Source organism: Arthrobacter sp. P1_D12, from assembly GCF_056406175.1.
Genome location: NZ_JBFUAR010000001.1, coordinates 215,171 through 241,121 on the forward strand (window position 1 = coordinate 215,171; position 25,951 = coordinate 241,121).

Below are 25,951 nucleotides of genomic sequence, written 5' to 3' on the forward strand. Positions count from 1 at the left end.
CCCCAGATTAGTCCCCCGATTCACCGCATTCGTTCACTTGATGCCGTTTTCAGCCACTGAACCGACGTAGGCCGCCAGGTGCTCGCCGGTGAGGGTGGAGCGGGCGGCCACAAGGCTGCCGGGCGTGCCCTCGAAAACGATCCGGCCGCCGTCGTGCCCGGCGCCGGGACCAAGGTCGATGATCCAGTCGGCGTGCGCCATGACCGCCTGGTGGTGCTCGATGACGATGACCGATTTGCCGGAGTCGACGAGCCGGTCCAGGAGTCCCAACAGGTTCTGGACGTCGGCGAGATGCAGGCCGGTGGTGGGCTCGTCGAGGACGTAGACGTCACCCTTCTCCGCCATCTGGGTGGCGAGCTTGACGCGCTGCCGCTCGCCACCGGACAGCGTGGTGAGCGGCTGGCCCAGGGTGAGGTAGCCGAGCCCGACGTCGACGAGCCGGTCGAGGATCTTGTGGGCCGCCGGGGTGCGGGCCTCCCCTTCGCTGAAGAACACCGCGGCTTCGGTCATCGACATGGCCAGCACCTCGGCAATATTCCGGCCACCCAGCGTGTACTCCAGAACTGCTGCCTGGAACCGCCGGCCCTCGCAGTCCTCGCACGTGGATTCGACCGTGGCCATGACACCGAGCTCGGTGAAGATGACACCCGCGCCGTTGCAGGTGGGGCAGGCACCCTCCGAATTGGAGCTGAACAGCGCCGGCTTCACGCCGCTGGCCTTCGCGAACGCCTTGCGGATCGGCTCGAGGAGGCCCGTGTACGTCGCAGGGTTACTGCGCCGCGAACCCTTGATGGCGCCCTGGTCGATCACCACCACACCGTCCCGGCCGTCCACCGAACCGTGGATCAGCGAGCTCTTGCCCGAACCTGCAACACCCGTGACGACGCAGAGCACGCCGAGCGGGACGTCGACGTCCACATCCTTGAGGTTGTGCGTCGAGGCGCCCCGCACCTCGAGCGTGCCGGACGGCGTGCGCACGGAGTCCTTCAACCTGGCCCGGTCGTCGAGGTGCCGCCCGGTGATGGTGTCGCTCGCCCGCAGGCCTCCCACGGTTCCCTCGAAGCACACGCTGCCGCCCGCGGTACCCGCGCCGGGGCCAAGGTCAATGACGTGGTCGGCGATGGCGATGGTCTCCGGCTTGTGCTCGACGACGAGCACGGTGTTGCCCTTGTCCCGCAGCTGCAGCAGCAGCTGGTTCATCCGTTCGATGTCATGCGGGTGCAGGCCGATCGTCGGCTCGTCAAAGACGTAGGTGATGTCTGTGAGGGACGAGCCCAGGTGCCGGATCATTTTGGTGCGCTGGGCCTCGCCGCCGGACAGGGTGCCCGCCGGCCGGTCCAGCGAGAGGTAACCCAGCCCGATTTCGGCGAACGAGTCGAGCAGGTGCTGCAGGCCTTTCAGCAGGGGTGCGACGGAAGGAGCGTCAAGCCCGCGGATCCATGCGGCGAGGTCGCTGATCTGCATCTCGCAGAGGTCCGCGATGTTCTTGCCCTGGATCTTCGCGGACCTGGCCTCCGGGCTCAGCCGGGTGCCGTCGCACTCGGGGCAGGTCTGGAACGTGATGGCGCGTTCCACGAAGGCCCGGATGTGCGGCTGCATGGCGTCGACGTCCTTGGAGAGCATCGACTTCTGGATCTTCGGGATCACGCCCTCGTAGGTCAGATTGATGCCCTCGACCTTAATCTTGGTGGGCTCCTTGTAGAGGAGGTCGTGCATTTCCTTCTTGGTGAACTTCGCGATCGGCTTGTCCATGTCGAAGCCGGCGCCGCTGAAGATCCGGCCGTACCAGCCGTCCATGCTGTAGCCGGGGATCGTCAGGGCACCCTCGCTGAGCGACTTGCTGTCGTCGTACAACGCGGTGAGGTCGAAGTCCGAAACCGCGCCCATCCCCTCGCAGCGTGCGCACATGCCGCCCAGGTAGACCACATCGCGCACCACGCTCCGCTCGACCCGGCCGCCGGCTTTCTCGGTACTCATCACCCCGCTCGCCTTGCGCGTCGGGACGTTGAAGGAAAAGGCAGTCGGTGGCCCGATGCGGGGCATGCCCAGGCGGCTGAAGAGGATCCGGAGCATGGCGTTCGCGTCGGTGGCGGTGCCGACGGTGGATCGGGGGTTGGCGCCCATCCGCTCCTGGTCAACGATGATCGCCGTCGTCAGGCCCTCGAGGTGGTCCACCTCGGGCCGCGCCAGGTTGGGCATGAAGCCCTGCACAAACGCACTGTAGGTCTCGTTGATCATCCGCTGCGACTCGGCGGCGATGGTGGCGAACACCAGCGAGCTCTTGCCCGAGCCGGACACGCCGGTGAACACCGTCAAGCGGCGCTTCGGGATCTCGACGCTGATGTCCTTGAGGTTGTTCTCCCGTGCGCCCTGCACGCGGATCAGGTCGTGGCTGTCCGCTTCATGCAGCGCGGGCGGCTGCGTGTCCGTGCTCGTGGCAATGCTCATCGTGTCTCCATCTGTTGGGCGGGGCAGCCCCACGCGTCCCCGTCGTCGTCGACTGGCTCTATCTAACCAGCTGGCGGCTGGTCCGGCGCTGGCCGGCGGCCACCTTAGAGCGGCTGCTGGATGCGGATCAGGTTGCCCGCGGGATCGCGGAAGGCGCAGTCGCGCACCCCGTAGGCTTGCTCTGTCGGTTCCTGGACCACCTCGGCGCCGCTGGCCTGCAGCCGCTCGAAGGTGGCGTCGACGTCCTTGGTGGCCAGGAGGATGCGCGCGTAGGTGCCCTTGGCCATCATCTCGTCGATGGTGCCGCGCTCTTCGTCGGTGACGCCGGGATCGGCGGCCGGCGGTTCCAGCACGATTGATGTGTCCGGCTGGCCGGCCGGGCCGACCGTGATCCAGCGCATCCCGCCGTAGCCGACGTCGTTGCGGACCTCGAAGCCGAGGGTGTCCCGGTAGAAGGCCAGGGCGGCGTCGGGATCGTTGTGTGGGAGGAAACTCGCGTGAATGTTGATGTCCATGGACTTCATGCTAGTTGCGGTTCGGGGGCCGGGACTTCTCGATTCCTGACCGGTCTGGTGACCTGTTTCGCGACGCAGGAGGGCATCCCCGCGGTTGCCCTCGCAGCCTCGCGCCGGTAGACGCTGGGCGGCACGCCAACCAGTTCGGTGAAGCGGGTGCTGAAGGTGCCCAGCGACGAGCAGCCGACCGTAAAGCAGACCTCGGTGACGCTCAGGTCGCCGCGGCGCAGCAGGGCCATCGCGCGTTCAATGCGCCGTGTCATGAGATAGCTGTACGGCGACTCGCCGTACGCCAGGCGGAACTCGCGGCTGAGGTGCCCGGCGGACATGTGGGCGCCGCGGGCGAGGGCCTCGACATCCAGCGGCTGTGCGTATTCCCGGTCCATTCGGTCGCGGACGCGGCGTAACAGCGCGAGGTCGCGCAAGCGCTGCGCCCGGTCGGGTTTGCTGGTCACAAGTGCGATCGTGCTACGTCGTGCCGGAGTTGTCCAGCCCGGAGGTGTTCCTGAATCTCCGGCCGTTCCATTGTCTTTGGCGGCAGGCTCGCTGAGAATGAACCATGACGGTCTACCTGAGGTCTCTGGAAACTGCAGTCCCGCCAACCATCCTGGTCCAGCCCGAGGCCAGGGCCGTGTTCGCCGCCCAGCCGGGCCTCACCCGGCTCGGATCCCGGCTCGTCAACACGTGCTTTGACTCCGCAGCCATCGACACCAGGCACACGGCGGTGGAGGAACTCACCGCGGACAGCCAGGCGGAAAACCCCCAGTTCTTCGACCCCGCCACCGGCTTGGTGCTCAGCCCCAGCACCAAAACCCGGAACGGCATCTTCGCCACGGAGGCGACCAAGCTTTTCATTGAAGCAGCCCAAAAAGCCCTCGATGCCTGCCCGGGCGTCGAGGCGCGGGACATCACCCACCTGATCACGGTTTCCTGCACCGGATTCTTCAATCCCGGCCCGGACTACAAGATTGTCCGGGCCCTCGGCCTGAATCCGGCTGTCCAGCGGTACCACCTCGGCTTTATGGGCTGCTATGCAGCCTTCCCGGCGCTGCGGGCGGCGAAGTCCTTTTGCGAGGCGGATCCGGAGGCAACGGTGCTGGTGGTCTGCGCCGAACTCTGTTCCCTTCACGTCCGGACCTCCAATGATCCGGACACCATCATGGGGTCGGCCTTGTTCGCCGACGGCGCTGCCGCGGCCATCATCACAGCGCGGGACATCCCCGGGGAAGCGCCCCTGCTGCGGCTGGACCACTTCGAAACCGTCCTGACGCCCGTCGGGGAGGACTCGATGGCCTGGAACATCGGCGACGAGGGCTTCGAGATGGTGCTGGGCAACTATGTCCCGCACATCATCGACGACCACATCATTGGCGCGCTGGAACCGCTGCTGTCCCGCGACGGCTCGCTGCAGGGGCTCCCCTACCGGGAGATCGAGCACTGGGGCATCCACCCGGGCGGCCGGAGCATTCTGGACAAGGTCCAGTCCCGGCTGGAGCTCAGCGACGAGCAGCTGGTCCCGGCCCGCGAAACCCTCCGGAACTTCGGCAACATGAGCAGCGCCACCGTCCTGTTCGTCCTCAAGCACATCCTCGAACTGCCGGCAGCAGACGCCGCCGCGGACGACGGCTGGGCCGGCCCGGGCGCGGAACGGATCTGCTCCATGGCCTTCGGCCCGGGCCTGACGGTCGAGACGGCGCTCTTCACCCGGGTGGCTGCCCCGCGGGCCGCCGCGGCTCCGCGGCAGGAGCCGGCGGCGGAACCAGCGGAATCAGCTGAACCGGCGCAGTCCGTAGCGGTACGGGTCTGAAAGCGGCCACGCTGAAACCGTTCAGCGCGAAGCGGGGCATGGAACACCTTCGGGCGGCCCTCCTGCGGGACCGCGCATCCGACGCCGTCGAGGAAATGGACCTGCCGGGCTGCGACCCCGGCCGCCTGGAGCGCACGTATGCCCAGTTTGCGCTCGTCAACCGTGCCGTCGCCGGCTGGCGCGGCATCTACCGGTCCCGGATCAGGCCCCGGCTGTCCGCTGCTTCCGCCACGTCCCTGCTGGATATCGGGTGCGGCGGGGGCGACGTTTCCGTGCTGTTGGCCCGGTGGGCGGCCCGGGACGGACTGCGTCTCGAGGTCACCGCTATTGACCCGGATCCGCGGGCGATCCTGTTCGCCCGCGCCCGCCACGCGACGGCGGACGTGACGTTCCGCCAGGCGGCCAGCGCGGAGCTGCTCGAAGAGGGCAACCGGTACGACCTCGTGGTGTCCAACCATGTCCTGCACCACCTTGACGGGCTGGAAGAGTTTCTCGCCGAGTCGGCCCGGTTGTCCCGCGGCACGGTGGTCCACAACGACATCCGCCGCAGCCCCGCCGCCTACGCGCTGTTCTCTGCCGGCTCCTGGGTGCTCACCGGCTCCTACATCCGGCGGGACGGGCTGACCTCCATCCGCCGAAGCTACACCGCCGCGGAGCTGGCCGCCGCCGCTCCCCCGGGCTGGACCGTCGCCCGCCACGCCCCCTTCCGGAACCTGCTGCTGCACGGCACTCCCGGCGGCGTCTACCAGTCAGGGCCCGGCGCCAGTGGCTGAGGTGCTGATCATCGGTGCCGGTCCGGTGGGGCTGTTCATGGCCGCGCTGCTGCTGCAGGACGGCGTGGATGTTCAGGTCCTGGAACAGCGGGGCGCACCGGAGCCGCAGTCGCGCGCCATCGGCATCCATCCGCCGGCGCTGGCCGCGCTCGCGGGAACCGGAGTTGCCGAGGCCATGATTGCCGAGGGGGTCCAGATCCGCCGAGGTATGGCAATGGCCGGCGGAAAATGCCTCGCCCGGATGTCTTTTGCCGGCGTCTCGGACCGCTTTCCGTTCGTCCTGTCCCTGCCCCAGGCCCGTACTGAGGCGCACCTGGAGCGGCGGGTCAACGAGCTCGGCGACGGCGCCCTGCACCGCGGCGTCCGCCTCACCGGACTGTCCGACGACCGCGGCCGGGTCAGCGTGGAAGCCGACTCCAGGAGTGGCACCCTGCGCTATTCGGCGCCGCTGGTCATTGCCGCCGACGGCGTGCGTTCCACGGTGCGGGCGCTGCAGGGCGCCGACGTGCGCGTGAAAGAGTACCCGGACAGTTACCTGATGGGTGACTTCGCGGACGGCACCGGGTTCGGTCCGGACGCGGCACTGTTCCTCTCCGGCGCCGGCATCGTGGAGTCGTTCCCCTTGCCCGGCCAGCTCCGCCGCTGGGTGGTCCGGCTGGGTACCGGCGACTCCGCGGCCGGCGGACGAGCAGCCGACGGACCCGCAGCCGGCGGACCAGCAGCCGGCGCTCCCGGCGTCGACGCCCGGTGGCTCATGGGCTGCGTGCGCGAACGGACGGGGCTCGCCATCGACGCCGGGACCAACAGCATGCTCAGCCGCTTCGGCGTCCGCACGCGCCTGGCCCCCCGGATGGTGGCCGGCCGGGTGGTGATGATCGGGGATGCGGCCCACGAGGTGAGCCCCATCGGCGGGCAGGGCATGAACCTCGGCTGGCTGGATGCGGCGGCGTTGGCACCGATCGTCTCGGCGGCCGTGCGCGGCCAGGATGTCGCGGATCGCCTCCGGACCTTTGAGCGGACCCGGTTGCGGGCGGCGGCGAGGGCCGCACGCCAGGCGGAAATAAACATGGCCCTGGGCCGGCCCCTCACGGACCGTCTCCTGGCGCTGCGGAACCGTGGCATCGCAGGCGTCGCCGCGGTTCCGCCGGTGAATTCCCTGATCGCCCGCCGTTTCACGATGCATTAGGCAGCGCATTGGTACGGGTTTGCCCCGGAATAGACTGTGCGCATGGACGGACTTCCCGTGATGCGCGGCGCCGCATCGTATTGGGTGTTGCGGGCAGCGGCCGCCTTGGTGCTGCTCGGCGCGGCGGCGTCATGCAGCTCCGGAACCGCCGGCGGCACCGCCTCCCCGGCAAGCGCGACGGCGTCGGCTACCCCGATCCCCACAGGCCCCGTGACCGCGGAAATCAGCCAGTTCCGCGACAACTACAGCAAGCAGATCATCGAAATCCAGCTCACGAACACCACCGGCCATGCCCTGACGGTCCTCGGCGCGGAACTGACCAGCCCTCTCTTCGCGGCCCCGATCATCTGGTCCGCCCGCACCGGCGGGATCGAGCTTCCGCCCGGACAGCCCAAGAGCCTGCCGGCACCGTTGCCCGCCCCGGATTGCGGCAGCCCGGCCGGACCGGGAGCCACCTCCGGGGCTGCGGGCGACGCCCACGTATCCCTGCGGCTGGCCACGCCGGAAGGTGCCGTGCCGGTCCCGGCCATGGCTCCGGCAACAGACCCGTTCGGCGTCCTGGCGCGGAACAATTCGGAGCTGTGCCTGGCCCGGGAAGCCTCGGCTGTCGCCACGATCGCGCTGGATCCCGGGCTCGAGGTCGCCGCGGACGGTCAGACCGCCGTCGTGCGTCTGCTGCTGCAACCGCGCGCCGCCGGCGCCGGTGAACTGGTGATTGACCGGATCGAGGAAACCACGCTGCTGGCGGAGGGCTCACAAGCCCCGTGGCCCCGGTCGGTGACGGTCCGCGCCGGCGGTGCCCCGGCCCAAGTGCGCCTCGGCATCAGGCCCTCCCGCTGCGATCCCCATGCAGTGGCCGAAGACAAGGTGGGCACACTCCTGCCGCTGCAGGTCAGGGTGGCGGGCCGCGAGGGAATTGTGAAGGTCGACGCCGGCAGCCAACTTCGCGCCCGCATCTACGACTTTGTTACAAAGGCGTGCGGGCGCCAGTAGTCTGAGGGCATGCCCTTTGACGCCAGGCCCTCCGACTACAGCGCCGCCCGGATAAGCGAGACCGTCCAGGAGATCCTGAGCGCCGGCATCCTCCCGCCAATTGTCCAGGCCGGACACCCGGTGCTCCGGCACGTGGCGGCGCCGTACGATGGCCAGTTGGCTGATGCCGACCTCGGCCACCTCATCGACCTCATGCGCAGCGTGATGCACAAGGCCCCAGGCGTGGGCCTGGCGGCCCCGCAGCTGGGGATTCCACTGCAGATCGCTGTCCTGGAGGACCAGTTCGACGTCGATCCCGACGTCGCTGCCGTCCGCGGGCGGGAGGCGCTGCCGTTCTTTGCCATGCTGAACCCGAGCTATCGTCCCCTGGGCGCGAAGTCCGCGGCGTTCTACGAAGGCTGCCTCTCCATTGGCGGCCTGCAGGCGGCGGTCGTGCGGCCGGAATCAGTCCAGCTCGATTTCACGGCGCCGGACGGCACGAAACTCCAGCAGACTTTCTCCGGCTGGCAGGCCCGGATTGTCCAGCATGAAACCGACCACCTCCAAGGGATCCTCTTCCTGGACCGGGCCGAGCTGCGCTCCATCAGCAACAATGCCGAATACTCCGCCCGTTGGGCCCAGCCGGACATCAGCCGCGCCCGGCAGGAACTCGGGTTCCTGCCGGACCCGGCCGCGGACTAAGCCTGCGGGCCAGGGCCAGGGCCAGGGCCAGGGCTAGGGCTGCGGCGCCGGATTCGATGCGGACGGCAGGTAGCGGGCCCACCACTTCAGGATTTCATCGAACCGCTGCTTCCGGTGGTGCGGGGTGCCGGAGCGGGACAGCTCATGGTTCTCGCCGGGGAAGACCAGGAATCCGGTCTCGACCCCCTGTTGCTTGAGGGCGGTGAAGTACCGCTGGCCCTGCTCCACGGGACACCGGAGGTCCTCCTCGCTGTGGATCACCAGCGACGGCGTCCGTACGTGCTGCACGCGCGCCATGGGACTCTGGGCCGCCATTTGCTCCGCCGCCGGGCCGGTGTATTCGCCACCGAAGAACCAGCCGATGTCGGAAGAACCGGTGAAGCTCACGGGGTCCAGGAAACCACGCTCGACTATGGCGGCCCGGAAACGGTGGTCGTGGCTGATGGTCCACGCCGTCAGGTAGCCGCCGTAGGATCCGCCCATGATGCCGACATTGGCGGCGTCCAGATCCTCGAATTTCCCCACGGCCCCGTCCAGGAACGCCAGGACGTCCTGCATGTCCACGGTTCCCATCCGCTCCTTGATGGACCGGCCATGTGCCTGGCCGTAACCGGCCGAACCCCGCGGATTACACATCAGCACGGCGTAACCGGCCCCGGCATAGACCTGCGCTTCGTCGAACAACGCCACCCCGAACTGGGCAAACGGGCCGCCATGGATGTTCAGCAGCACCGGGTGCGGTCCCGGGCCCGCCGGCTTCACGAGCCAGCCATGGACCGGGTACCCGTCGGCCGAGGCCAATGTCAGTTCCTGCGGCTCGCTGATCCCCGCCACGCTCCGCAGCTGGGCGGAGAAGTCCGTCAGGCGGCGCACCTGCCCGGGCTCGAGGACGGCAACATCACCGGCCGTCGTCGAATCGCTGAAACTCACCACGAGCGTTCCGCCACCCTCCGCGGCGCCGGTCACCACCCGGTTGCCTTCCAGGAGGACGGTGTGGCCGCCCGTCGCAACGAATTCGTGCAGCTCCACGGTTCCCCGCGCATTGTTCAGCACCAGGGCGCCCGCGCCGCCGCGCAGCTCCAGCCGGCTGCCGCCGGACAGGTCCAGCGCCTCGGCATCGCTGAGCGCCGTGGCGTGTCCGCCGGCGGCAGGCATCGCATAGAGGACGGTGTTCCTGGCCACGAAGTCCAGCCCGGATGCGCCCAGGTCCTGGGCCAGGAAGAAGAGCCACTGCCCATCGGCGGATTGACGCACGGCGCTGATGCTCTGCCGTCCGGCGTTGGCCGGCACCACAGCCTGCGGCTGCCCTCCGGTAACAGGCAGCGCGTAGATTCCACTGACGAGGTCAGTATCCCGCCCATCGTGCAGGGCGGCGGTGAAGTAGATGGTGCCGTCGGCGCTGAAGCCGGCGCCGTTGTGGTCCGCTGGTGCGGTGGTGAGTTGTTTGGCGGCCGGCAGCAGCCCGGCAGCATTCTCCGCGGGATCGGCCGCGGTGCCGCGGGCCTTCAGGGCGCGTCCGGCCGGCGCCACCTTCGGTTCGGCGTCAAGCTGCGGCACCTCGAGGATGAACAGCTGAAGCGGCTTGTCGGCGGTGTAGCCAACACCGTTCATCCGGTACTGGAAATCCGTGATCAGCCGGGCGTCCTCGCTGCCCCCGCTCACGCCGTCGACGCTGCCATACCTGCCCTCGTCAGGCGTCCTGGCGCTGAAGAGAATGCTGCGGGAATCAGGCGACCACGTGAAGGAGCTGACCCCCAGTGGGGCCGCCGTCAACAGCTGGGGTTCGCCGCCGGCGGCTTCCACCACGAACAGCTGCGGCTTTCCGTCCGCTGCCGCACGCAGGAACCCAAGGGCACGGCCGTCAGGTGAAAAGTCCGGTGCCGTGTCGCGGAAGCCCCGGGTCAGCCGGCGTGGCCTCTGGTCCGGGTCGTTGAAGTCCGGGTGGGCCAGGTCCTGACCCAGGGGCACGGTCCACAGCTGGCCCACGTAGGCATCGGCATCGAAGTCCGGGCGGAGCACGGAGACCACGGCGCGGGAACCGTCGGGGTGCACGGCAGGGGCGGACACGGAATTGAGCAGCGGAAGATGTTCAGATTTCACGATTGCGAGCCTAGCCCGTGGCGCGCCCGCTGTGAAACACCTCACGTTGCGCCGGTGCGGCGGGGCGCGCCGCGGTGTGCCCGGTGCCACGGCGCCCCTGTTGCCAGTGCCCCGGCCGCGCGGCGGGCCGGGGATCCGCGCATAGGATGAAAGCTATGCCCGCCGCCGATCTCCCCCTCCTGTGCCCGGTGTGCCGCCAGGGCCTCCGCTTCACTGGCGGCGCCCGCACCCTGGTGTGCGGAGCCGGTCACAGCTTTGACGCGGCCAGGCAGGGCTACTTCAACTTCCTGGTCGGCAAGGGGACGGTTTTTGAAGCCGACAGCGCAGACATGGTGGCGGCCCGCTTCGAGTTCCTCTCCGCGGGGCATTACCAGCCGCTGGCCGATGCGGTGGCCGGGCTCGCCACACCGGCGCTCCGGGAAGCCCCCGCCGGCCGGCCCCTCGTGCTCGACGCCGGGACGGGCACCGGCCACTACCTCAGGGCCGTGCTGGACCGGGCCGCGGTCAGCGGTCCTGCCGCGGCCATCGGCCTGGACATTTCCAAGTTCGCCCTGCGCCGCGCAGCCAGGCTGAACCCCGAGGCTTTGAACGTCGTCTGGGACGTCTGGCAGCCGTTGCCGGTCGCGGAGAACGCCGTCGACGTCGTCACCGTGGTCTTTGCGCCGCGCAACGCGCCCGAGTTCGCCCGGGTTCTCCGCCCCGGCGGCCGCCTGGTCGTGGTCACACCGCGGCCCGGTCACCTGGCGGAGGTTGCCGGGCCGGCCGGGATGCTGGGGATCGAGCCGGCCAAGGACGAGCGGCTCGCCGCGTCCCTGGGCCAGCACTTCGCGCCCGTCGCAGCATCTGGTCTGGACCTGGCATTGACCCTTGGCCCGCGCGACGTCGCCAACCTGGCCTACATGGGACCGGCCGGCCACCACCTGGACCGCGCCGCACTGGCAGCCCTCGAGGCCGCGCTTCCGGAGCGGACCTCTGTCTCGGCCCGCTTCCGGATCAGCGTCTTTCAACCCATCCGCTGACCATTCCCGCTCCCGCCGGTTCGCGGCTGCCGTCCGGCATGCCCCGAAAACCACCCCCGGGAGGGGAACCGGGGCGGAAGGCCAGGCCGGGGAATCGACCCGCGAAATAACGACTTGGCCACTTTGGCCATCAATTCCCTACCGCCGGTCCCAGCTATTGCTGTTCCGCTTAGGATGGAATCACAGTTACTGGGGACCTGTGCCTGCAGCTCCCGGAACTCAAGGGGGAACTGATGTCTGAATGGCTGATCGAGAATTGGTGGGCGTTGTGGCTCACGCTCTTTCTCCTGTTTGCCGTGGTCGAGATGATCACACTCGACCTGTTCTTCATCATGCTCGGCGGCGGCGCCCTCGCCGGGCTGGTGGCGGACTTCGCCGGCGCCGATCCGTGGCTGCAGATTATCGCCTTCTGCGTGGTGTCCCTGCTCATGATCGGCTTCGTCCGGCCGGTGGCCCTCAAGCATCTCCACCGGGGACCGGCGGATCAGCGCACCAACATTGAACGCCTCATCGGCGAATCCGCCGTCGTCATGGAGGCTGTGAGCGAAAACGGCGGGCTCGTCAAGATTGGCGGGGACGTCTGGAGTGCGCGGTCCGAATCGGGAGTACTGGCGCCCGGACAGCAGGCTGTGGTCAGTGCCATCGAAGGGGCCACCGCGATCGTGGCCCCGCAACCGGAATCCGCCGTCCAATAAGGGGCGCTGTCCGGCGGGCACTGCTGTCCGGCCGGTGCGGCGCTGCCGGCGCGAGACTAAGACAAAACAACTGGGGAATAGGTGATGTATGAATATCGCAGTCGCAATTGTGCTGCTGGTACTAATTGTGTTTGTAATTATTGTGCTGGTCCGGTCGGTCCGGATCATTCCACAGGCCCGTGCCGGCGTCGTTGAACGGCTGGGTAAATACCAACGCACCCTGAATCCCGGACTTACCCTGCTGATCCCGTTTGTGGACCGCTTGCTGCCATTGCTCGACCTGCGGGAGCAGGTGGTGTCCTTCCCGCCGCAGCCGGTCATCACCGAGGACAACCTGGTGGTCTCGATCGACACCGTGGTCTATTTCCAGGTCACGGACGCCCGGGCCGCCACCTACGAGATCGCCAACTACATCCAGGCAGTGGAACAGCTGACCACCACCACCCTGCGCAACGTGGTTGGCGGCCTCAACCTGGAGGAAGCGCTGACCTCGCGCGACCAGATCAACGGCCAGCTCCGCGGCGTCCTGGACGAGGCGACCGGTCGCTGGGGCATCCGGGTCTCCCGGGTCGAGCTCAAGGCGATCGATCCGCCCCACTCGATCCAGGACTCGATGGAAAAGCAGATGCGGGCCGAACGTGACCGCCGCGCCGCCATCCTGACGGCCGAGGGCACCAAGCAGTCCGCGATCCTCACCGCCGAAGGCCAGCGCCAGTCCTCCATCCTGAAGGCCGAAGGCGACGCGAAGGCGGCCATCCTGCGGGCCGACGGCGAGGCCCAGGCCATCCAGAAGGTCTTCGACGCGATCCACAAGGGCAACCCGGACCAGAAACTGCTGGCTTACCAGTACCTCCAGACCCTCCCGAAGATTGCCGAGGGATCCTCAAACAAGCTGTGGATCATTCCCAGCGAGGTTGGCGAGGCGCTCAAAGGGATCGGCAGCGTACTGGGTGCAGGCGCGGTGCAGGAGCAGACGGCCTCAACGCCGGACGTGGCACCGTACTCACCGCCCGCCGCAGCCGACGGCCAAGGGAACCGGCCCTGAGCCTGCTCCCGCCCTGGATCGGTCGGATCGGATAGCTCCGTCCTGGCCCCCGCGGACCGGCCATTTCGGCCGGCGGCGGGGGCCAGCCGGCTTAAGGCCGGCCCGGTCGGGTACAGGATACGCAGTTCACGCCACGGGGCTACTCGCTTTACCGCGCCCGCACCACTCCCGTATACTTGAATATTTGTCCGGTCAGTTCAGCCGTCCGGAACAAAAACGCTCCGCACAGCGTTGATTCCAATGACGTTCCAAAGAGTTTTGTCCACTGGTAACTGTCATCTGGCCGGGCCACACCGGGCCAGTTACGGTACAGCGCGGTGCAACCAGAAGTCCGGCGCCTGACGGTCCCCGGACAACGCAGGGCTTGACCCTGCGAACCGAATAGAGGGAGAAAAGATGAGCGATCGCAGCCTGCGGGGTATGCGCCTTGGCGCACAGAGCATGGAGACCGAATCCGGCGTCGAACCGGCTCCGCGCCAGCGGGTTGAATACCGTTGCGAGGATGGCGAGCAGGTGTTCGTGACATTCTCCTCGGAAGCCGAAATCCCCCCGGTCTGGGTTTCGAAGACGGGCAAGGAGGCGTTGCTTGTGGATGGCGAACGCCCCGTCAACAGCAACGAGAAGGCAGTGCGCACGCACTGGGACATGCTGCTGGAGCGCCGCTCGCTTCCCGAACTTGAGCAGATCCTCGAAGATCGCCTCACCATCCTGCGCGAACGCCGCGGCGAACGCCGCTCGGCCTAGTCCCCAGCGCACCGGCTACGGCAAGGGCCGGGCCCGCATCATTCGATGCGGGCCGCAGCCGGGCCACCTCCGCCGCCTGATCATCACCCGGGTACGGCATCAGGTCGAGATGGACACGGCCCCACACGGCAGGCACGCCGGGCGTACGAAGGAACTCAAGGTACGGCCCGACACCCTTGGCCGAACGCAGCCTCGCGTGATCGTCGTCCACCTCGTGCAGGGTCCAGTCCGTCGCCCCGGCCCAGAACCCGGCCATGGCCCGTGGGTCTGCACAGCTGACCACCACCGCGGCGATCGGCCCGGTGTCCTGGTAGATCGGGCGGGGCTCCAGCACGCGGAACAGGTTGCCCTCCGGGTCGGCCAGAACCGTCCACGGCTCAGCACCCTGGCCGACGTCGGCGGGCGTCGCGCCGAGCCCCAAGAGATGCGCCACCAGCTCCGCCTGGTGGGCCGCAGAGGTGGTGGCGAGATCGAGGCGCGCCCGGTACCCCACCGTCTCGGGGTCCGGGACGGTGACGACATCGACGCAGACGGCGGCGGGGTCCGGCCAGACGAAACCCAGGGGTTCAACATTGGTCACACCGGGTCCCTCGCTGGACACACCCCAGCCGAGTGCCTCCGCCCAAAACCGGCCGAGCGTTGAGTCATCCCGAGCCTTGAAATTCATCTGAACAAGTCGCAGCGCCATACCGCCCGACCCTATACCCCGGTGATGCCCGGACCGGGAGACACGCCTTAGGCGTCCTGCCTGCTGTCCTGCTTGCCCCGGAGCTTGTTCCAGCGGGCCGTGAGTCCCCATTTGGTGACGTTGATCATGGCTTCGACGACGATGTTGCTGCTCATCTTCGAAGCGCCGAGCTCGCGCTCCACGAAGGTAATGGGCCGTTCCACGATGGTCAGGCCGAGCTTGGCCACGCGCCAGGCAAGATCCACCTGGAAGCCATAGCCTACCGAGTCGACCGCATCCAGGTTCAGCTTCTCCAGCGTGGTCCGCCGGAAGGCGCGGAAGCCGCCGGTGACGTCCTTGATCTTTACTCCGAGCATGATCCGCGCGTACGTGCTGCCGATGCGGCTGATGGCCTGGCGGTAGACCGGCCAGTTGACCACACGGCCGCCGGGAACCCAGCGGGAGCCCATGGCGAGGTCCGCGCCCTGCTCCACGGCCTCGATCAGCTGCGGCAGCTGCTCGGGCTGGTGCGAGCCGTCAGCGTCCATCTCCACGAGGATGTCGTAGCCGGCGTCCAGGCCCCACTTGAAGCCCGCGATGTACGCCGCTCCCAGGCCGGCCTTTCCGGCGCGGTGCAGGACGTGGACCTGTCCGTCTTCTGCGGCCATGCGGTCCGCCAGCTGCCCCGTGCCGTCAGGGCTGTTGTCGTCGACAACCAGCACGTCGGAGGCGGGCACGGCTGTGCGCAGGCGACCGAGGGTCTTGGGCAACGATTCCAGCTCGTTATAGGTCGGGATGATGGTGAGGACACGCACAGCGAGGCCTTTCCTTGAAGGGAGCGGTCGGTGCGCCGAAAGTCAATGGTTCCGGATATTCAGGCGCAACTTCCCATTATAGGGAGTTGCGCGCCCGTGGGGCGCCCGCGAGGCGGCCGTACGGCCGCCCGGGCAGGTCCACCCGCTTCGGGCCAGTACCGGCAGGCCACGAATTGCGGCGCCGGAACCGTTTTCTGCTGCGAAGTAGACCCGCCCCCTGGGGGTGCCCGTGGTCATGACCAAGTAAAGCTCCCGCGGGTGCGGCAACCTGGGAAGGACCGGGGACTGCCGGAGTCTGCGCGGTACGCAACCCTCCGTTGCCCCTCAATGCTACGGGGGCGGGCCGATCTGTCAACCGAGCCGTGACCTGCCGTTTCGTCTGTCGGCGCAGTTCAGGGCGGGGGCGCGGGTGGAAATGTTTCCGCTCCGTCCGCTGGATGACGGGCCGGATCAGGCGCCAGGTGTTCAGGCGTGGAGGGCGCCGCTGGCATAGAGTTCCTGGCCGTTCCGTACCGTCAGGAGGCAGGCAGGATCGCTGCCGGTGTCCAGCGCCGGCAGCAGCGGGGTGCGGGCGCGCGGGTCGGTGCTCCACGACTGCACGCGCCCGTCGGCCACCTGGACCATGAGCTCCTCGACCTCCCAGACCGCAAAGCTGGCCGGAGCGCCCGGCACCAGTTGCCCGGCCATGGGGTTGGGGTAGCGGGCTGCCCGCCAGCCGGCCCGCGTGTGGCCGAGGAACGCGGCGCGGGCGGAGATCTGTTCGGCGGGATTGGTGTGCTGCAGGCATGCGCGCACGCTGGACCACGGCCGGAGCGGCGTCACCGGACTGTCGCTGCCGAAGCAGATCGGCACACCGGCCGCGTAGAGGCTGCCAAAGGCATTCATTCCCAGCCGGCGGGAGCCGAGGCGCTGCTGGTACAGGCGGTCCCCGCCACCCCACAGGGCGTCGAAGACCGGCTGCGCGCTGACGCTGACCGAATAGCGGGCCAGCCGGCTGATGGCCGCGGCATCGGCGAGTTCGACGTGCTCGAACCGGTGCCCCGCGGCACGGACGCGCTGCTCCCCCACCTCAGCCGCGGCGAGGTCGAGGGCGTCGAGGGCCGCGTCCAGGCCGGCGTCGCCGATCACGTGGAAACCCGCCTGGATCCCCAGGAGGGAGCACGCCGCGAGGTGGGCGGCTGCCTCGGCCACGGAGAGGTACAGGCTGCCGCGCTCTCCGGGCGCGTCGGTGTAGTCCGCACGCAGGGCGGCAGTCCGTGAGCCGATCGAGCCGTCGATGTTCAGGTCACCGGCGAGGCCCAGTACAGGCAGGCCCAATTCGTCCAGGATGGACTGGGCGTGTTCGGCGGATCCGGCGAGCTCGCCCCAGTACGGCAGGATCTCCGGCACTGCCACGCCGTCCACCCCGTTCGGTCCGCCGCCGGAGGTGCTGTTCCAGGCCACCGCGAGCCGCAGGTCCTCGATGCTTCCGATATGCGGCGCGGCCATCTCGGCGAGGGCCACGTAGCCGTTGGCCGCTGCCTCGGCGAGGGCGCGCTGCTGGTATGCGCGCAGGGCGTCCGCCGGCAGCCGGCGGGCCGCCAGGCGGGCCGCGGTGTGGGCGTCGCGTTTGACCTGGCTTCCGGCGCCGCCGCCGTCGAGCCCGTCCAGTCCGGCCGACGCGGCCAGGGAGTTCGATACCAGGGCCGAGTGGACATCGACGCGGGACAGGTAGACCTGGCGGCCGCCGGCCGCGCGTTCGATTTCGTCCCGGGAGGGCAGGGCGGGATCGGCCCAAGTGGTCTCGTCCCAGCCGTGGCCCAGGACGGGACCGCCCGCGCTGGACGCGGAGGCGGCGGCGACGGCGTCGAGGAGTTCAGCGGAGGAGCGCACCCCGGCCAGCTGGAGGCCCTCCAGCGCGATTCCGGTTTCCGTCAGGTGGAGGTGGGAGTCGACGAAACCGGGGGCCAGGAGCGCGCCCTGCAGATCGATCACCTCCATGGAGGCATCGGCGATGGATGTGGCGGCCTGCTCGGAACCAACCCAGGCGACGGTGTCGCCGTCGACCAGCATCGCAGTCGCAAAGGGATCGGCAGCTGTGTAGACCGAGCCGTTGCGGTACAGCGTGACGTTGCGGGGGGCGGGGGCGGCCGGCGAATCGGTCATGGGGCGGGAACTCCTTGTTGCTGGGGGCCGGCCGAGCGCCGGCGGGTTCGAAAATCTGGGAGGCCGCGGTAGCGGGCCAGCGAGTGGTGCAGGGAGCGGGCCGGTCCGGCCCGCTCCCTAGGCCACGGAGGAATAGGCGACGACGCCGCGTTTGATGAGCTTGATGGCCTCCGCGCACAGCCGCGCAATCCGGGGGTCGAGGTTCGGGATGTCGGCGAGCTGGTCCAGGAGGTCGATCACCTGCTTGACCCAGCGGACAAAGTCGCCCGCGGCCAGGTCGGTGCCGCTCAGCACGTCCTGGAGGTGCCGGCCCTTGGCCCATTTGAAGATCGGCCACACAAGGCCGAGCTCGGGCTCGCCAGTGAGGGGCAGCTTGTTGGCTTCCTCGACGTCCTCCAGCGCGGACCATTCGCGGACCACGGTGTCTACCGCGGATTCCAGGGACACGCTCGGCATCTTGGGCCGCAGGCCGCGGTCCTCACGCTTGGCCTGGTAGACGAGCACACTGGCCAGCGCGGCGATCTCGGCGGCGTCGAGGTCGTTGAAGGCCCCCATCCGCAGTGACTGCGAAATCAGCAGGTCCTTTTCGCCGTAGATCCGCCGCAGGCGTTGCCCGTCCGGGCTGATGGACAGCGCGCCCGTGTCCGAGGTTTCCAGGTAGCCGTAGCCCGTCAGGACGCCGCACACACGGTCGAACGTCTTGGCGATGGTGTTGGTCCGGCCCTGGATCTGGCGGATGAGCCCGTCCGTTTCCTGGCGGAGTTTCCACCAGCGTTCGGACCACCGGGCATGGTCCTCGCGTTCACTGCAGCCGTGGCAGGGATGGGCGCGCAGTTCCCGGCGGAGCTCGGCGATCCGCTTCTCCTGGTTGGGTGCAGCGGAGGCCCGGCCGAAGTCGTCGTCGCGGCGCGGCGGCGCCGGCGGCCGGTTCTCGCGGATGGCGTTGCGCACCGAGGACGCCAAGTCGCGGCGGGACTTGGGAACCTTGGCGTTGAAGGTCTTGGGAATCCTGATCCGCGTGATCGGCGACAACGGACCTTCGACGTCGTGCAGGCCAATCCGGCGGAGCTGGTTGTCCAGCGTCATGACGGCGGGGCGGGGCTCGCGGGATTCGTGGTCGGAGCTGAGCACCACCGCGAGCCCGGGCGACTTCCCCGCCGGAACATCCACTACGTCGCCGGGAAGCAGCCTGCTCAGGGAGTCCTCGGTCAAGGACTTCCTGGCCCGGGACGTGCTCCGCGAGGCCATGGTTTCGGCATCGCCCAGGGCCCGCCGCAGCCGCGCGTATTCGGTGAAGTCGCCCAGGTGGCAGGTCATGGCCTTGCTGAACCCGGCAATGGATTCTTCCCGGCTCCTGACCTGCCGGGCCAGTCCCACCACGGATCGATCCGCTTGGAACTGGGCAAAGGATGATTCGAGGATCTCCCGGGCGCGCGGCCGGCCGAACTGCGCCAAAAGGTTGATCGACATGTTGTACGTGGGCCGGAAGCTGGAGTTCAGCGGGTAGGTCCGCCGTGAGGCCAGGCCGGCGACGGCGGCCGGATCCGTTCCGGGCTGCCACAGCACGACGGCGTGGCCCTCGACGTCGATGCCGCGGCGGCCGGCGCGGCCCGTCAGCTGGGTGTACTCCCCCGCCGTGATGTTGACATGGGCCTCGCCGTTGAACTTGTCGAGCTTTTCGAGCACGACGCAGCGGGCCGGCATGTTGACGCCCAGGGCGAGTGTTTCGGTGGCGAAGACGGCCTTGACCAGCCCGTCGACGAACAGCTTCTCCACAACCTCCTTGAAGGTCGGCAGCATGCCGGCGTGGTGCGCGGCGAGCCCGCGGAGCAGGCCGTCCCGCCAGCTCCAGAAGCCGAGCACATCGAGGTCATCCGAGGGGATGTCCTGGGCGGCCTCGTCGACGCGCCGGGCGATGATCTGCTGTTCGGCCTCGCTGGTCAGCCAGAGTCCGGCCGCGACGCACTGGGCCACGGCGGCATCGCAGCCGGCGCGCGAGAAGATGAATGTGATGGCCGGCAGGAGGTCCTGCCGGTCCAGGCTGGCGATGACCTGCGGCCGGCTGGCCTTCCGCACCGGGCTGCGCTGGGCGCCCTGCGGTTCGTCCCGCTGGCTGCGTTGCTGGCGGCGCTGGTTCCGGCCGCCGTGGCCGAAGCGGCCACGGAAATTCATCTGGCTCTCGGCCCGGGCCATGGACAGCAGTTCCGGGTTGACCTCGAAGCCGGCCCGCCCTGGCGCTTCCGAGGTGACGGCGGCCGCCGGGCCGCCGACAACAGCATCGGCTACGGCGGATGCCTCCCCGGCAGTTGCCTCACTGGCAGTTGCCCCACCAGGCAGGGCGATCTCGTCAAAGCTCGTGTCGCCGGCAAACAGGTCCACGATCTTCCGCCCCACCATGACGTGCTGCCACAGCGGCACCGGGCGGTGCTCGGAGACGATCACATCGGTCTGCCCGCGGACGATGTCGAGCCACGCACCGAACTCCTCGGCGTTGGAGACCGTGGCACTCAGGGACGCCACCTGGACCTCGCTGGGCAGATGGATGATGACTTCCTCCCACACGGCGCCGCGGAAGCGGTCGGCGAGGTAGTGGACTTCGTCCATGACCACGAAGCCGAGATCATCCAGGGTGTCCGAATCCGCGTAGAGCATGTTGCGGAGCACTTCGGTGGTCATGACCACCACCGGGGCGTCGCCGTTGATGCTGGTATCTCCGGTGAGCAGTCCCACCTGGGCGGCGCCGTACTTGGCGGCCAGTTCGGAGTACTTCTGGTTGCTCAGGGCTTTGATGGGGGTGGTGTAGAACGCCTTGAGCCCACGCTGGAGGGCCAGATAGATGGCGAACTCCCCCACAATCGTCTTCCCGGCGCCGGTGGGGGCGGCCACCAGCACGCCCCGGCCGGCCTGCAGGGACAGGCATGCTTCGCGCTGGAAGTCATCGAGTTCAAATTCGAGCGAGCGGATGAACCCGCCCAGATAGGTCTTGGCTTCAGCAGCCCGCTCGACGCTGGCGCGGTAACGTTCGGACGGTGATTCCGGCCCGGGGTGTGAGGACATGTTTCCAGCCTAGTGCGCGAAAGGCTAGAGATTCTCCAGCTCGGAGCTGGGGGTGGCGTGGTCGGCGGTGGCTTCGGTCTCGGCGTCGCGTTTGACGGCGCGCCGCTCGCGCCGGCGATCGTTGAGCAGGCACAGCCCGATCGCGGCGAAGAACAGCGCCAGCATGGGTCCGGCCAGGTAGAACATGCTCATGGCGTCGGCGCCGGGAGCGGCCATCGCGGCGAACAGGCAGACCAGGAAGACTGTGATCCGCCAGCTCTTGAGCAGCTGCTGGCCCTTGATGAGTCCGGCCAGGTTCAGCCCGAACAGGACCACCGGGAGGAGGAAGGCGATGCCGAAGGCGAGCAGCAGCCGCAGCACAAAGGACAGGTACACCTGGGCGCTGATGAAGTTGGAGCCGCCCGACGGCGTGAAGTCGGTCAGGACGCGGACCGCGTTGGGCAGCACGAGCCAGGCCAGCAGGACGCCGCCGACGAAGAGCGGCACGGCCGCCGCCACGAAGGACAGGGCCAGGCGGCGTTCCTTCTTGTGCAGCCCCGGCACGATGAAGGCCCAGAGCTGGTAGAGCCAGACGGGGCTGGCGATAATCAGGCCCAGGAATACGGAGACCTGGATCATGAGGTCGAACGAGCTCGCGACGCCGTCGAAATTCAGGGTGGCCTGGCGGCCTTCATGTTCATTCAGGTCGCGGATCGGCTTGATCAGCGCCGCCAGCATTGGCTGGTAGACAAGGAAACCCACTACCGTCCCAAGGACGACGGCGATTGCCGCCTTAAAGAGCCGGTTGCGCAGCTCTTTGAGGTGGTCGAGGAGCGCCATCCTCCCCTCGGGGTTCGATCGACGGCTCATGGTTACTGCCATGCGGTCTTAGGCGCGGGTCGACGGCGGAACGTCGGTTCCGTCGCCCGTGCGGCTTTCCGCTGCGCCGGTCTGCGGGTGGTTGATGACCCGTCCTTCAACCGGCTCGGAGCCATCCTTGGCATCGGTGGTGCCGTCTTTCTTCATTTCCCGGACTTCCGACTTGAAAATGCGCATCGACTGGCCCAGGCTGCGGGCCATGCCCGGCAGCTTCGGCGCAGCGAACAGCACCAGTGCCAGAACGATGATGATGATGAGATGCCAGCCTTCAAGCCTCATGGGGAGAGGTCCTTTCGTTTGAATACATCCTATGTCTAACGCGTTTCGATGTCGCGCAGCGCCTGGGGTTGCCCGCGGTCCTTCTTGCGTTGGATGCGGCGCAGCCGGCGGGCGTTTTGCCGGGCGAGCTTGGATGCGTGGTAATCATGTCGCATCCGCGCGGGCGAGGCAAAAATGGCGTCGCCGGGCGCCGGCCGAAGGGATTCGTCCGCGCTGCCCGGGTCACCGGCGCCGGTCGCTGTCGAACCGGCCGCTGAAACGGTGCCGGTGCCCGCTGGTGAAGGAAGGGTGGAAAAGCGGTCCGCGGCTTCACCCAATTCGGTGAGCGTCGTCGTGGCTTGCCGGAACAGCCGGAAGCCGAGCACGCCGAAGAACAACAGCGACAACGCGACAAGCGCTATCCAAATAACGATCCAGGACCACCAAGGCATGCTGATCAGTCTATCGGGCGATCCGGGAAGGCTTCGTATTGCGTCAGGGCCGCGGCGAGCCACTCCCGCGACGCGGCCGCGAGGGCCTCTGGCTGCAGGATCCGCACCATCCCGCCGTGCTGGGCCACGAACATCGGCAGCCAGTCCGTGCTGCCAAACCGGATTTCGGCGAGCATGCCGCCGCCTGGCAGGGCCGCGGTCCGCTCGGCGTAATAGTCGTCAGCAAGGCCGGTGCCGCGGGGCGCGAGTTCCACCAGGACCACCGTGTCGTCGTCGTTTGGGGTGAACAGTTTCACCGGAAAGCTGTCCGCCGGCTTTGCCGTCGCGGCCGCCCGCCGGCCGTTGGGCTCAAGGGCTTCGATCCTGTCCAGCCGGAAGTTGCGGAGGCCCTGGGCGGAGTGGCAGTAAGCCTCGAGGTACCACGTGTTGTCCAGCGAATAGAGCCGCAGGGGGTCCACGTCACGTTCGGACACGGCGTCGCGCTGCGCCGAGAAGTACCTCAGGTGCAGCTGCGCGCCGGATTCGAGGGCGGCGCGGGCGGTGTCAAGGATGGCGGAATCGCCGGGGGCCACCTCGGGGCCGGAGAGCGCGGCCGCTTTGACGCCTTCCTCCCCCGCCGCGGCCATGAGTTTGAGCGTCACCGATTCCAGGGCGCCGCCTTCGGCGAGCTCGGGCAGGCTGTTGAGCGTCTCCAGGCCGGTCAGGAGCGCACAGGCCTCGTCCACGGTGAACCGTACGGGGCGGGTCAGGTCCAGGGCCTGGGTGATGAATACGTGGTCATCGTCCCACTGGATGTCCAGCAGATCGTCGGGGTAGCCCTCAGGGAGGCCCGAGCAGATCAGGATCCGCAGGTCGTCCTCGAGTGCCTTGCGGGTGATGCCAAACCTGGCGGCGACCTCGCTGATGTGCAGTCCCTGGTTGTGGACAAGGAACGGGACGAGTTGCAGCATCCGCTTGAGCTGGTCCTCCGAGGTTCGTTTCCGGGTGTGGCCGGCGCGGCCCGCCGCCGGGAAGGCGACGACCGGCAGGGGCCTGTCGGCGAACTCGGCGGCTGCCGCGAGGCGGCGGTGGACGGCGCCGGCGAGTTCGGGGGGTGAAATCACGGTGACGCGGGGACCGTAGGAGGCCAGCTCCTCGCCCAGGGTCTCCGCATCGCGGAAGGGCACCGCGAGGCGGTCCGTCCCGGCCGGGCGCCCCGGTGTTCGGGCTTCCGGCGCTGCGTCCGGAAGCGGCTGGGCGCGTTTGCGGAGGCCCAGGAGCCGCCCGTGTTCGACGTCGACCACGGCGCTCTGCACCGGCAGCTCGGCCAGGCCGGCCAGCTCGGCGCGGACGTTGAACCCTGCCGGCGGCGTGAAGGTCTCCTTCTCCAGGACGGTCACGGCGGACGTCAGGCGGGACAGGCGGAAGAACCGTTTGTCCCCCCGGCCCCGGTCGTGGCCCACGAGGTACCATTGGGCGAAGCGGCTGCCCAGGCCCCAGGGCTCCACCAGGCGTTCCTGCTCCTGGCCGGTGCTGCCGGCGAGGTAGCTGAACCGGACCGGGTGCTGGGCGTGTATCGCGGCGACCAGGTCCTCGAAGGCCTGGCCGGCGGGGCGGATGCGCGGCTGGACGCCGGTGGGGAGTTCGGCGTCGACCAGGCCGCCGGCGGCCTGCAGCTTCCGGACCGCGTCGACGGCGGCGGAGCCGAGGGCGGCGTGCTCCCAGAGCTGGGCCGCGAGGATCAGGACCGTGCACTCTTCGGGGGTGAGGCTGACGTCGGGCAGCCGGTTCGATTCCTTACCGATCCGGTAGCGGGTGGTTGCCGGGTCGTCGGAGCCCCAGCCCGTGTCCGTCACGGTCTCCACGTCGAAGCCAAACTGGCGCAGCTCGCCTTTGTCGCGTTCGAACATGCGGCCGAAGGCGACGTCACTGCTCGTCGTGTCGTGATAGACCTTTTCGCGCAGCTCGCTGCGGCGCAGGCCGTACTTGGTGTTGAGCAGGGCGATGAGCAGGTTCAGGAGGCGTTCTGTACGTGAGGCGGACACCCCGCAAGGGTACTAAAGCCGGTCCCGGAAAATGACGAAAGCGCGGCAACAGCCGGAAGAACTTTTCCGATTGTTACCGCGCTTCCTGCATGTCGGCAGCATATTCAGCCTGCTGGTACCACCGGCCGGTGGGCCCACGACCGCCGGGTTCCCTGTCCGAGCTTGCGAGGATAGGGGGCGGGTGGGGACTAGCGGACGGCGACGAGGTCCACGACGAAGATCAGGGCCTCGTTGGGGCCGATCGCCCCGCCGGCGCCACGGGAGCCGTAGGCAAGCTCGGACGGGATCTCGAGCCGGCGGCGGCCGCCGACCTTCATGCCCAGCAGGCCCCGGTCCCAGCCCTGGATGACCTGGCCGACGCCGACCCGGAAGTCCAGCGGCGCGCCGCGGCCCCAGGAGGCGTCGAATTCTTCACCGGTGGACCAGGCGACGCCCACGTAGTGGGTGGATACGGTGTCGCCGGCTTTGGCCTCGGCGCCGTCCCCTTCGATCAGGTCGGTGATGACCAGTTCGGTGGGGACGTCTCCTTCGGGGAAGTCAATTTCCGGCTTCTCGCGGTCGAGGTTGCGCTGTCCAAATGACATGGTTGCTCCTTTGAGGTGGCGTGTAGTGGTTGCAGGTGTAGCGGTGGGTTACTTGACGCCGAGGATATCGACGACGAAGACGAGGTCGCCCTTCGCGTCGCCCTGGCCCTGATCTCCGTAGGCGAGGTCCTTCGGGACGACCAGAAGGACACGTGAGCCGACCGTCTTGCCGGTCAGGCCCTGGGTCCAGCCCTTGATGACGCCGGTCAGCGGGAAGGTGGCCTTCTTGCCACTCTCGAAGCTGGAGTCGAAGACCTTGCCGGTGGCGAGGGCGACGCCCACGTAGTTCACGGTGATGGTGTCGGTCTGCTTGAGGGCCTGGCCCTTGCCGGTGATCAGGTCCTGGGAGACGAGCGCGGTCGGCGCCTTGACGCCGGCGACGGAGATTTCCGGGACGCCCTTGTCGTTTTCCTTGACGGTCGGCAGTCCGGCCGGCGGGGTGACGGCGTCGCCCTCGGGCTTGTCCAAAACCGGCGGAGCGTCCTTGGCGGAGAGCACCTTGACGATCAGGAGCTGGGTCGGCTTGGCCGCGGTACCCTCGGCTGCGGCCTGGCCGGGAACGGCCAGGGCGAGGTGCGAGCCGATCTTGGCGCCCACGAACGCGTTGTAGATGACGGGGCTGCTGCCCTTGAGCTCGTCGTTCAGCTCCAGCGGCTCGGGATCGTTCGGGAACGTGTCTTCGAGGGTGGAACCGTCGGTGCCGTTGAAGGCCACGATCGAAATGTTGGCGATCTGGTTGGCCTTGACCCGCTCGCCACCGCCCTCGGTGACCACCTTGACGGTGGGTTCCTTGACGTCGAGCGGCTTGGTGAAGTTGACGCCGGGGGCTTTCTTGTCACCGTTCTCAGTCAATTTGACCGAGTCCAGCTTGGCGGTCTCACCCGCGGACTGGCTGGTGGGTTCCGGAGCCGGAGGCGCTTCGCTGCCGCCGCAGGCGGTCAGCAGCAGCAGGCCGGGCAGAAGAATTGCTAGTAGTCGGCGCAATTGGAAACTTTCGTCGAGGCAGGGTGGACTCAGTGCCGTTCGGTTTCCCGTGGCAAAGAAAGCGGCGGCCGCAGGGCGGCCCTACCCCAGAATAACGTGCG

23 protein-coding genes are annotated in these 25,951 nt (G+C 68.4%); 9 read left to right on the top strand and 14 right to left on the bottom strand.

Annotated elements, in window-relative coordinates:
* Window positions 1-33: 33 nt before the first annotated feature.
* The 3 genes from AC1DZV_RS00990 to AC1DZV_RS01000 all read right to left on the bottom strand — a co-directional run bounded on the left by AC1DZV_RS00990 (window position 34) and on the right by AC1DZV_RS01000 (window position 3,418).
* Window positions 34-2,448 carry an ATP-binding cassette domain-containing protein gene (locus tag AC1DZV_RS00990; RefSeq protein WP_476949563.1) on the bottom strand — a complete coding sequence of 805 codons (2,415 nt, stop codon included), beginning with the start codon at window positions 2,446-2,448 and terminating at the stop codon, window positions 34-36.
* 104 nt (window positions 2,449-2,552) lie between these two features.
* Window positions 2,553-2,972, bottom strand: a complete 420-nt coding sequence (locus AC1DZV_RS00995) for a VOC family protein (RefSeq protein WP_476949564.1) — start codon at window positions 2,970-2,972, stop codon at window positions 2,553-2,555.
* On the bottom strand, window positions 2,969-3,418 hold the full coding sequence (locus tag AC1DZV_RS01000; RefSeq protein ID WP_223916339.1) for a helix-turn-helix transcriptional regulator: 450 nt from the start codon (window positions 3,416-3,418) through the stop codon (window positions 2,969-2,971). Before AC1DZV_RS01000 ends, AC1DZV_RS00995 begins: the two co-directional genes overlap by 4 nt.
* Before the next feature lie 104 nt (window positions 3,419-3,522).
* Between AC1DZV_RS01000 and AC1DZV_RS01005 the strand changes: the two genes are divergently transcribed.
* From AC1DZV_RS01005 to AC1DZV_RS01025, 5 genes are read left to right on the top strand one after another with little or no spacing between them, the layout of a single operon-like run.
* Window positions 3,523-4,770 carry a type III polyketide synthase gene (locus AC1DZV_RS01005; RefSeq protein WP_476949566.1) on the top strand — a complete coding sequence of 416 codons (1,248 nt, stop codon included), beginning with the start codon at window positions 3,523-3,525 and terminating at the stop codon, window positions 4,768-4,770.
* Window positions 4,771-4,808: 38 nt separating this feature from the next.
* Entirely contained in the window at window positions 4,809-5,543 is a 735-nt protein-coding gene (locus AC1DZV_RS01010; protein WP_476949567.1) for a class I SAM-dependent methyltransferase, read from the top strand.
* A complete protein-coding gene (locus AC1DZV_RS01015) occupies window positions 5,536-6,729 on the top strand; it encodes an FAD-dependent oxidoreductase (RefSeq protein ID WP_476949568.1) in 1,194 nt (397 codons plus the stop codon). The genes AC1DZV_RS01010 and AC1DZV_RS01015 overlap by 8 nt, the downstream gene beginning before the upstream one ends.
* Before the next feature lie 42 nt (window positions 6,730-6,771).
* Window positions 6,772-7,722, top strand: a complete 951-nt coding sequence (locus AC1DZV_RS01020; protein WP_476949569.1) for a hypothetical protein — start codon at window positions 6,772-6,774, stop codon at window positions 7,720-7,722.
* A gap of 9 nt (window positions 7,723-7,731) precedes the next feature.
* Window positions 7,732-8,403, top strand: coding sequence for a peptide deformylase (locus tag AC1DZV_RS01025; protein WP_476949570.1), 672 nt, complete (start codon window positions 7,732-7,734; stop codon window positions 8,401-8,403).
* Between the two features lie 33 nt (window positions 8,404-8,436).
* Here the strand turns inward: AC1DZV_RS01025 and AC1DZV_RS01030 are convergent, their stop codons facing one another.
* Window positions 8,437-10,503: a S9 family peptidase gene (locus AC1DZV_RS01030; protein ID WP_476949571.1), complete on the bottom strand. Its 2,067-nt coding sequence runs from the start codon at window positions 10,501-10,503 to the stop codon at window positions 8,437-8,439.
* A gap of 155 nt (window positions 10,504-10,658) precedes the next feature.
* On the opposite strand from AC1DZV_RS01030, the gene AC1DZV_RS01035 reads away from it, so the two are divergent.
* From AC1DZV_RS01035 to AC1DZV_RS01050, 4 genes are all read left to right on the top strand, one after another.
* Window positions 10,659-11,522, top strand: coding sequence for a methyltransferase domain-containing protein (locus AC1DZV_RS01035; protein ID WP_476949572.1), 864 nt, complete (start codon window positions 10,659-10,661; stop codon window positions 11,520-11,522).
* A 233-nt stretch (window positions 11,523-11,755) separates the two neighbouring features.
* Window positions 11,756-12,217, top strand: coding sequence for an NfeD family protein (locus tag AC1DZV_RS01040; protein WP_028276336.1), 462 nt, complete (start codon window positions 11,756-11,758; stop codon window positions 12,215-12,217).
* Between the two features lie 88 nt (window positions 12,218-12,305).
* Window positions 12,306-13,262, top strand: coding sequence for an SPFH domain-containing protein (locus AC1DZV_RS01045; protein ID WP_028276337.1), 957 nt, complete (start codon window positions 12,306-12,308; stop codon window positions 13,260-13,262).
* A gap of 396 nt (window positions 13,263-13,658) precedes the next feature.
* Window positions 13,659-14,006 carry an RNA polymerase-binding protein RbpA gene (locus AC1DZV_RS01050; RefSeq protein WP_026266329.1) on the top strand — a complete coding sequence of 116 codons (348 nt, stop codon included), beginning with the start codon at window positions 13,659-13,661 and terminating at the stop codon, window positions 14,004-14,006.
* On the opposite strand, the gene AC1DZV_RS01055 is transcribed toward AC1DZV_RS01050, so the two are convergent.
* The 10 genes from AC1DZV_RS01055 to AC1DZV_RS01100 all read right to left on the bottom strand — a co-directional run bounded on the left by AC1DZV_RS01055 (window position 13,963) and on the right by AC1DZV_RS01100 (window position 25,850).
* A complete protein-coding gene (locus AC1DZV_RS01055; RefSeq protein ID WP_476952725.1) occupies window positions 13,963-14,694 on the bottom strand; it encodes a VOC family protein in 732 nt (243 codons plus the stop codon). The genes AC1DZV_RS01050 and AC1DZV_RS01055 overlap by 44 nt on opposite strands.
* 47 nt (window positions 14,695-14,741) lie before the next feature.
* On the bottom strand, window positions 14,742-15,488 hold the full coding sequence (locus tag AC1DZV_RS01060; protein WP_476952726.1) for a polyprenol monophosphomannose synthase: 747 nt from the start codon (window positions 15,486-15,488) through the stop codon (window positions 14,742-14,744).
* Between the two features lie 465 nt (window positions 15,489-15,953).
* Entirely contained in the window at window positions 15,954-17,633 is a 1,680-nt protein-coding gene (locus tag AC1DZV_RS01065; protein ID WP_476952727.1) for an amidohydrolase, read from the bottom strand.
* A 117-nt stretch (window positions 17,634-17,750) separates the two neighbouring features.
* Window positions 17,751-20,690, bottom strand: coding sequence for a DEAD/DEAH box helicase (locus AC1DZV_RS01070; RefSeq protein ID WP_476952728.1), 2,940 nt, complete (start codon window positions 20,688-20,690; stop codon window positions 17,751-17,753).
* A 24-nt stretch (window positions 20,691-20,714) separates the two neighbouring features.
* Window positions 20,715-21,509 (bottom strand): twin-arginine translocase subunit TatC, encoded by a 795-nt coding sequence (tatC, locus tag AC1DZV_RS01075; RefSeq protein WP_028275586.1) that lies wholly within the window; start codon window positions 21,507-21,509, stop codon window positions 20,715-20,717.
* Window positions 21,510-21,557: 48 nt separating this feature from the next.
* A complete protein-coding gene (gene tatA / locus AC1DZV_RS01080) occupies window positions 21,558-21,827 on the bottom strand; it encodes a Sec-independent protein translocase subunit TatA (protein WP_476949577.1) in 270 nt (89 codons plus the stop codon).
* A 35-nt stretch (window positions 21,828-21,862) separates the two neighbouring features.
* A complete protein-coding gene (locus AC1DZV_RS01085; protein ID WP_476952729.1) occupies window positions 21,863-22,258 on the bottom strand; it encodes a hypothetical protein in 396 nt (131 codons plus the stop codon).
* 5 nt (window positions 22,259-22,263) lie between these two features.
* The gene (locus tag AC1DZV_RS01090; RefSeq protein ID WP_476952730.1) at window positions 22,264-24,282 is read right to left on the bottom strand and encodes a helix-turn-helix transcriptional regulator; all 2,019 of its coding nucleotides are present in this window, start codon (window positions 24,280-24,282) and stop codon (window positions 22,264-22,266) included.
* Between the two features lie 188 nt (window positions 24,283-24,470).
* On the bottom strand, window positions 24,471-24,866 hold the full coding sequence (locus tag AC1DZV_RS01095) for an FKBP-type peptidyl-prolyl cis-trans isomerase (RefSeq protein WP_476949580.1): 396 nt from the start codon (window positions 24,864-24,866) through the stop codon (window positions 24,471-24,473).
* 48 nt (window positions 24,867-24,914) lie between these two features.
* Window positions 24,915-25,850, bottom strand: a complete 936-nt coding sequence (locus AC1DZV_RS01100) for an FKBP-type peptidyl-prolyl cis-trans isomerase (protein ID WP_476949581.1) — start codon at window positions 25,848-25,850, stop codon at window positions 24,915-24,917.
* Window positions 25,851-25,951 lie beyond the last annotated feature (101 nt).

Bases quoted from the DNA above. Each gene is read 5' to 3' on its own strand.
- tatA (WP_476949577.1), bottom strand. From the start codon at position 21,827: ATGAGGCTTGAAGGCTGGCATCTCATCATCATCATCGTTCTGGCACTG.
- AC1DZV_RS01065 (WP_476952727.1), bottom strand. From the start codon at position 17,633: ATGACCGATTCGCCGGCCGCCCCCGCCCCCCGCAACGTCACGCTGTAC.
- AC1DZV_RS01025 (WP_476949570.1), top strand. From the start codon at position 7,732: ATGCCCTTTGACGCCAGGCCCTCCGACTACAGCGCCGCCCGGATAAGC.
- AC1DZV_RS01045 (WP_028276337.1), top strand. From the start codon at position 12,306: ATGAATATCGCAGTCGCAATTGTGCTGCTGGTACTAATTGTGTTTGTA.
- AC1DZV_RS01085 (WP_476952729.1), bottom strand. From the start codon at position 22,258: ATGCCTTGGTGGTCCTGGATCGTTATTTGGATAGCGCTTGTCGCGTTG.
- tatC (WP_028275586.1), bottom strand. From the start codon at position 21,509: ATGGCGCTCCTCGACCACCTCAAAGAGCTGCGCAACCGGCTCTTTAAG.
- AC1DZV_RS01070 (WP_476952728.1), bottom strand. From the start codon at position 20,690: ATGTCCTCACACCCCGGGCCGGAATCACCGTCCGAACGTTACCGCGCC.
- AC1DZV_RS01095 (WP_476949580.1), bottom strand. From the start codon at position 24,866: ATGTCATTTGGACAGCGCAACCTCGACCGCGAGAAGCCGGAAATTGAC.
- AC1DZV_RS01010 (WP_476949567.1), top strand. From the start codon at position 4,809: ATGGAACACCTTCGGGCGGCCCTCCTGCGGGACCGCGCATCCGACGCC.
- AC1DZV_RS01050 (WP_026266329.1), top strand. From the start codon at position 13,659: ATGAGCGATCGCAGCCTGCGGGGTATGCGCCTTGGCGCACAGAGCATG.
- AC1DZV_RS01055 (WP_476952725.1), bottom strand. From the start codon at position 14,694: ATGGCGCTGCGACTTGTTCAGATGAATTTCAAGGCTCGGGATGACTCA.
- AC1DZV_RS00990 (WP_476949563.1), bottom strand. From the start codon at position 2,448: ATGAGCATTGCCACGAGCACGGACACGCAGCCGCCCGCGCTGCATGAA.
- AC1DZV_RS00995 (WP_476949564.1), bottom strand. From the start codon at position 2,972: ATGAAGTCCATGGACATCAACATTCACGCGAGTTTCCTCCCACACAAC.
- AC1DZV_RS01020 (WP_476949569.1), top strand. From the start codon at position 6,772: ATGGACGGACTTCCCGTGATGCGCGGCGCCGCATCGTATTGGGTGTTG.
- AC1DZV_RS01040 (WP_028276336.1), top strand. From the start codon at position 11,756: ATGTCTGAATGGCTGATCGAGAATTGGTGGGCGTTGTGGCTCACGCTC.
- AC1DZV_RS01005 (WP_476949566.1), top strand. From the start codon at position 3,523: ATGACGGTCTACCTGAGGTCTCTGGAAACTGCAGTCCCGCCAACCATC.
- AC1DZV_RS01035 (WP_476949572.1), top strand. From the start codon at position 10,659: ATGCCCGCCGCCGATCTCCCCCTCCTGTGCCCGGTGTGCCGCCAGGGC.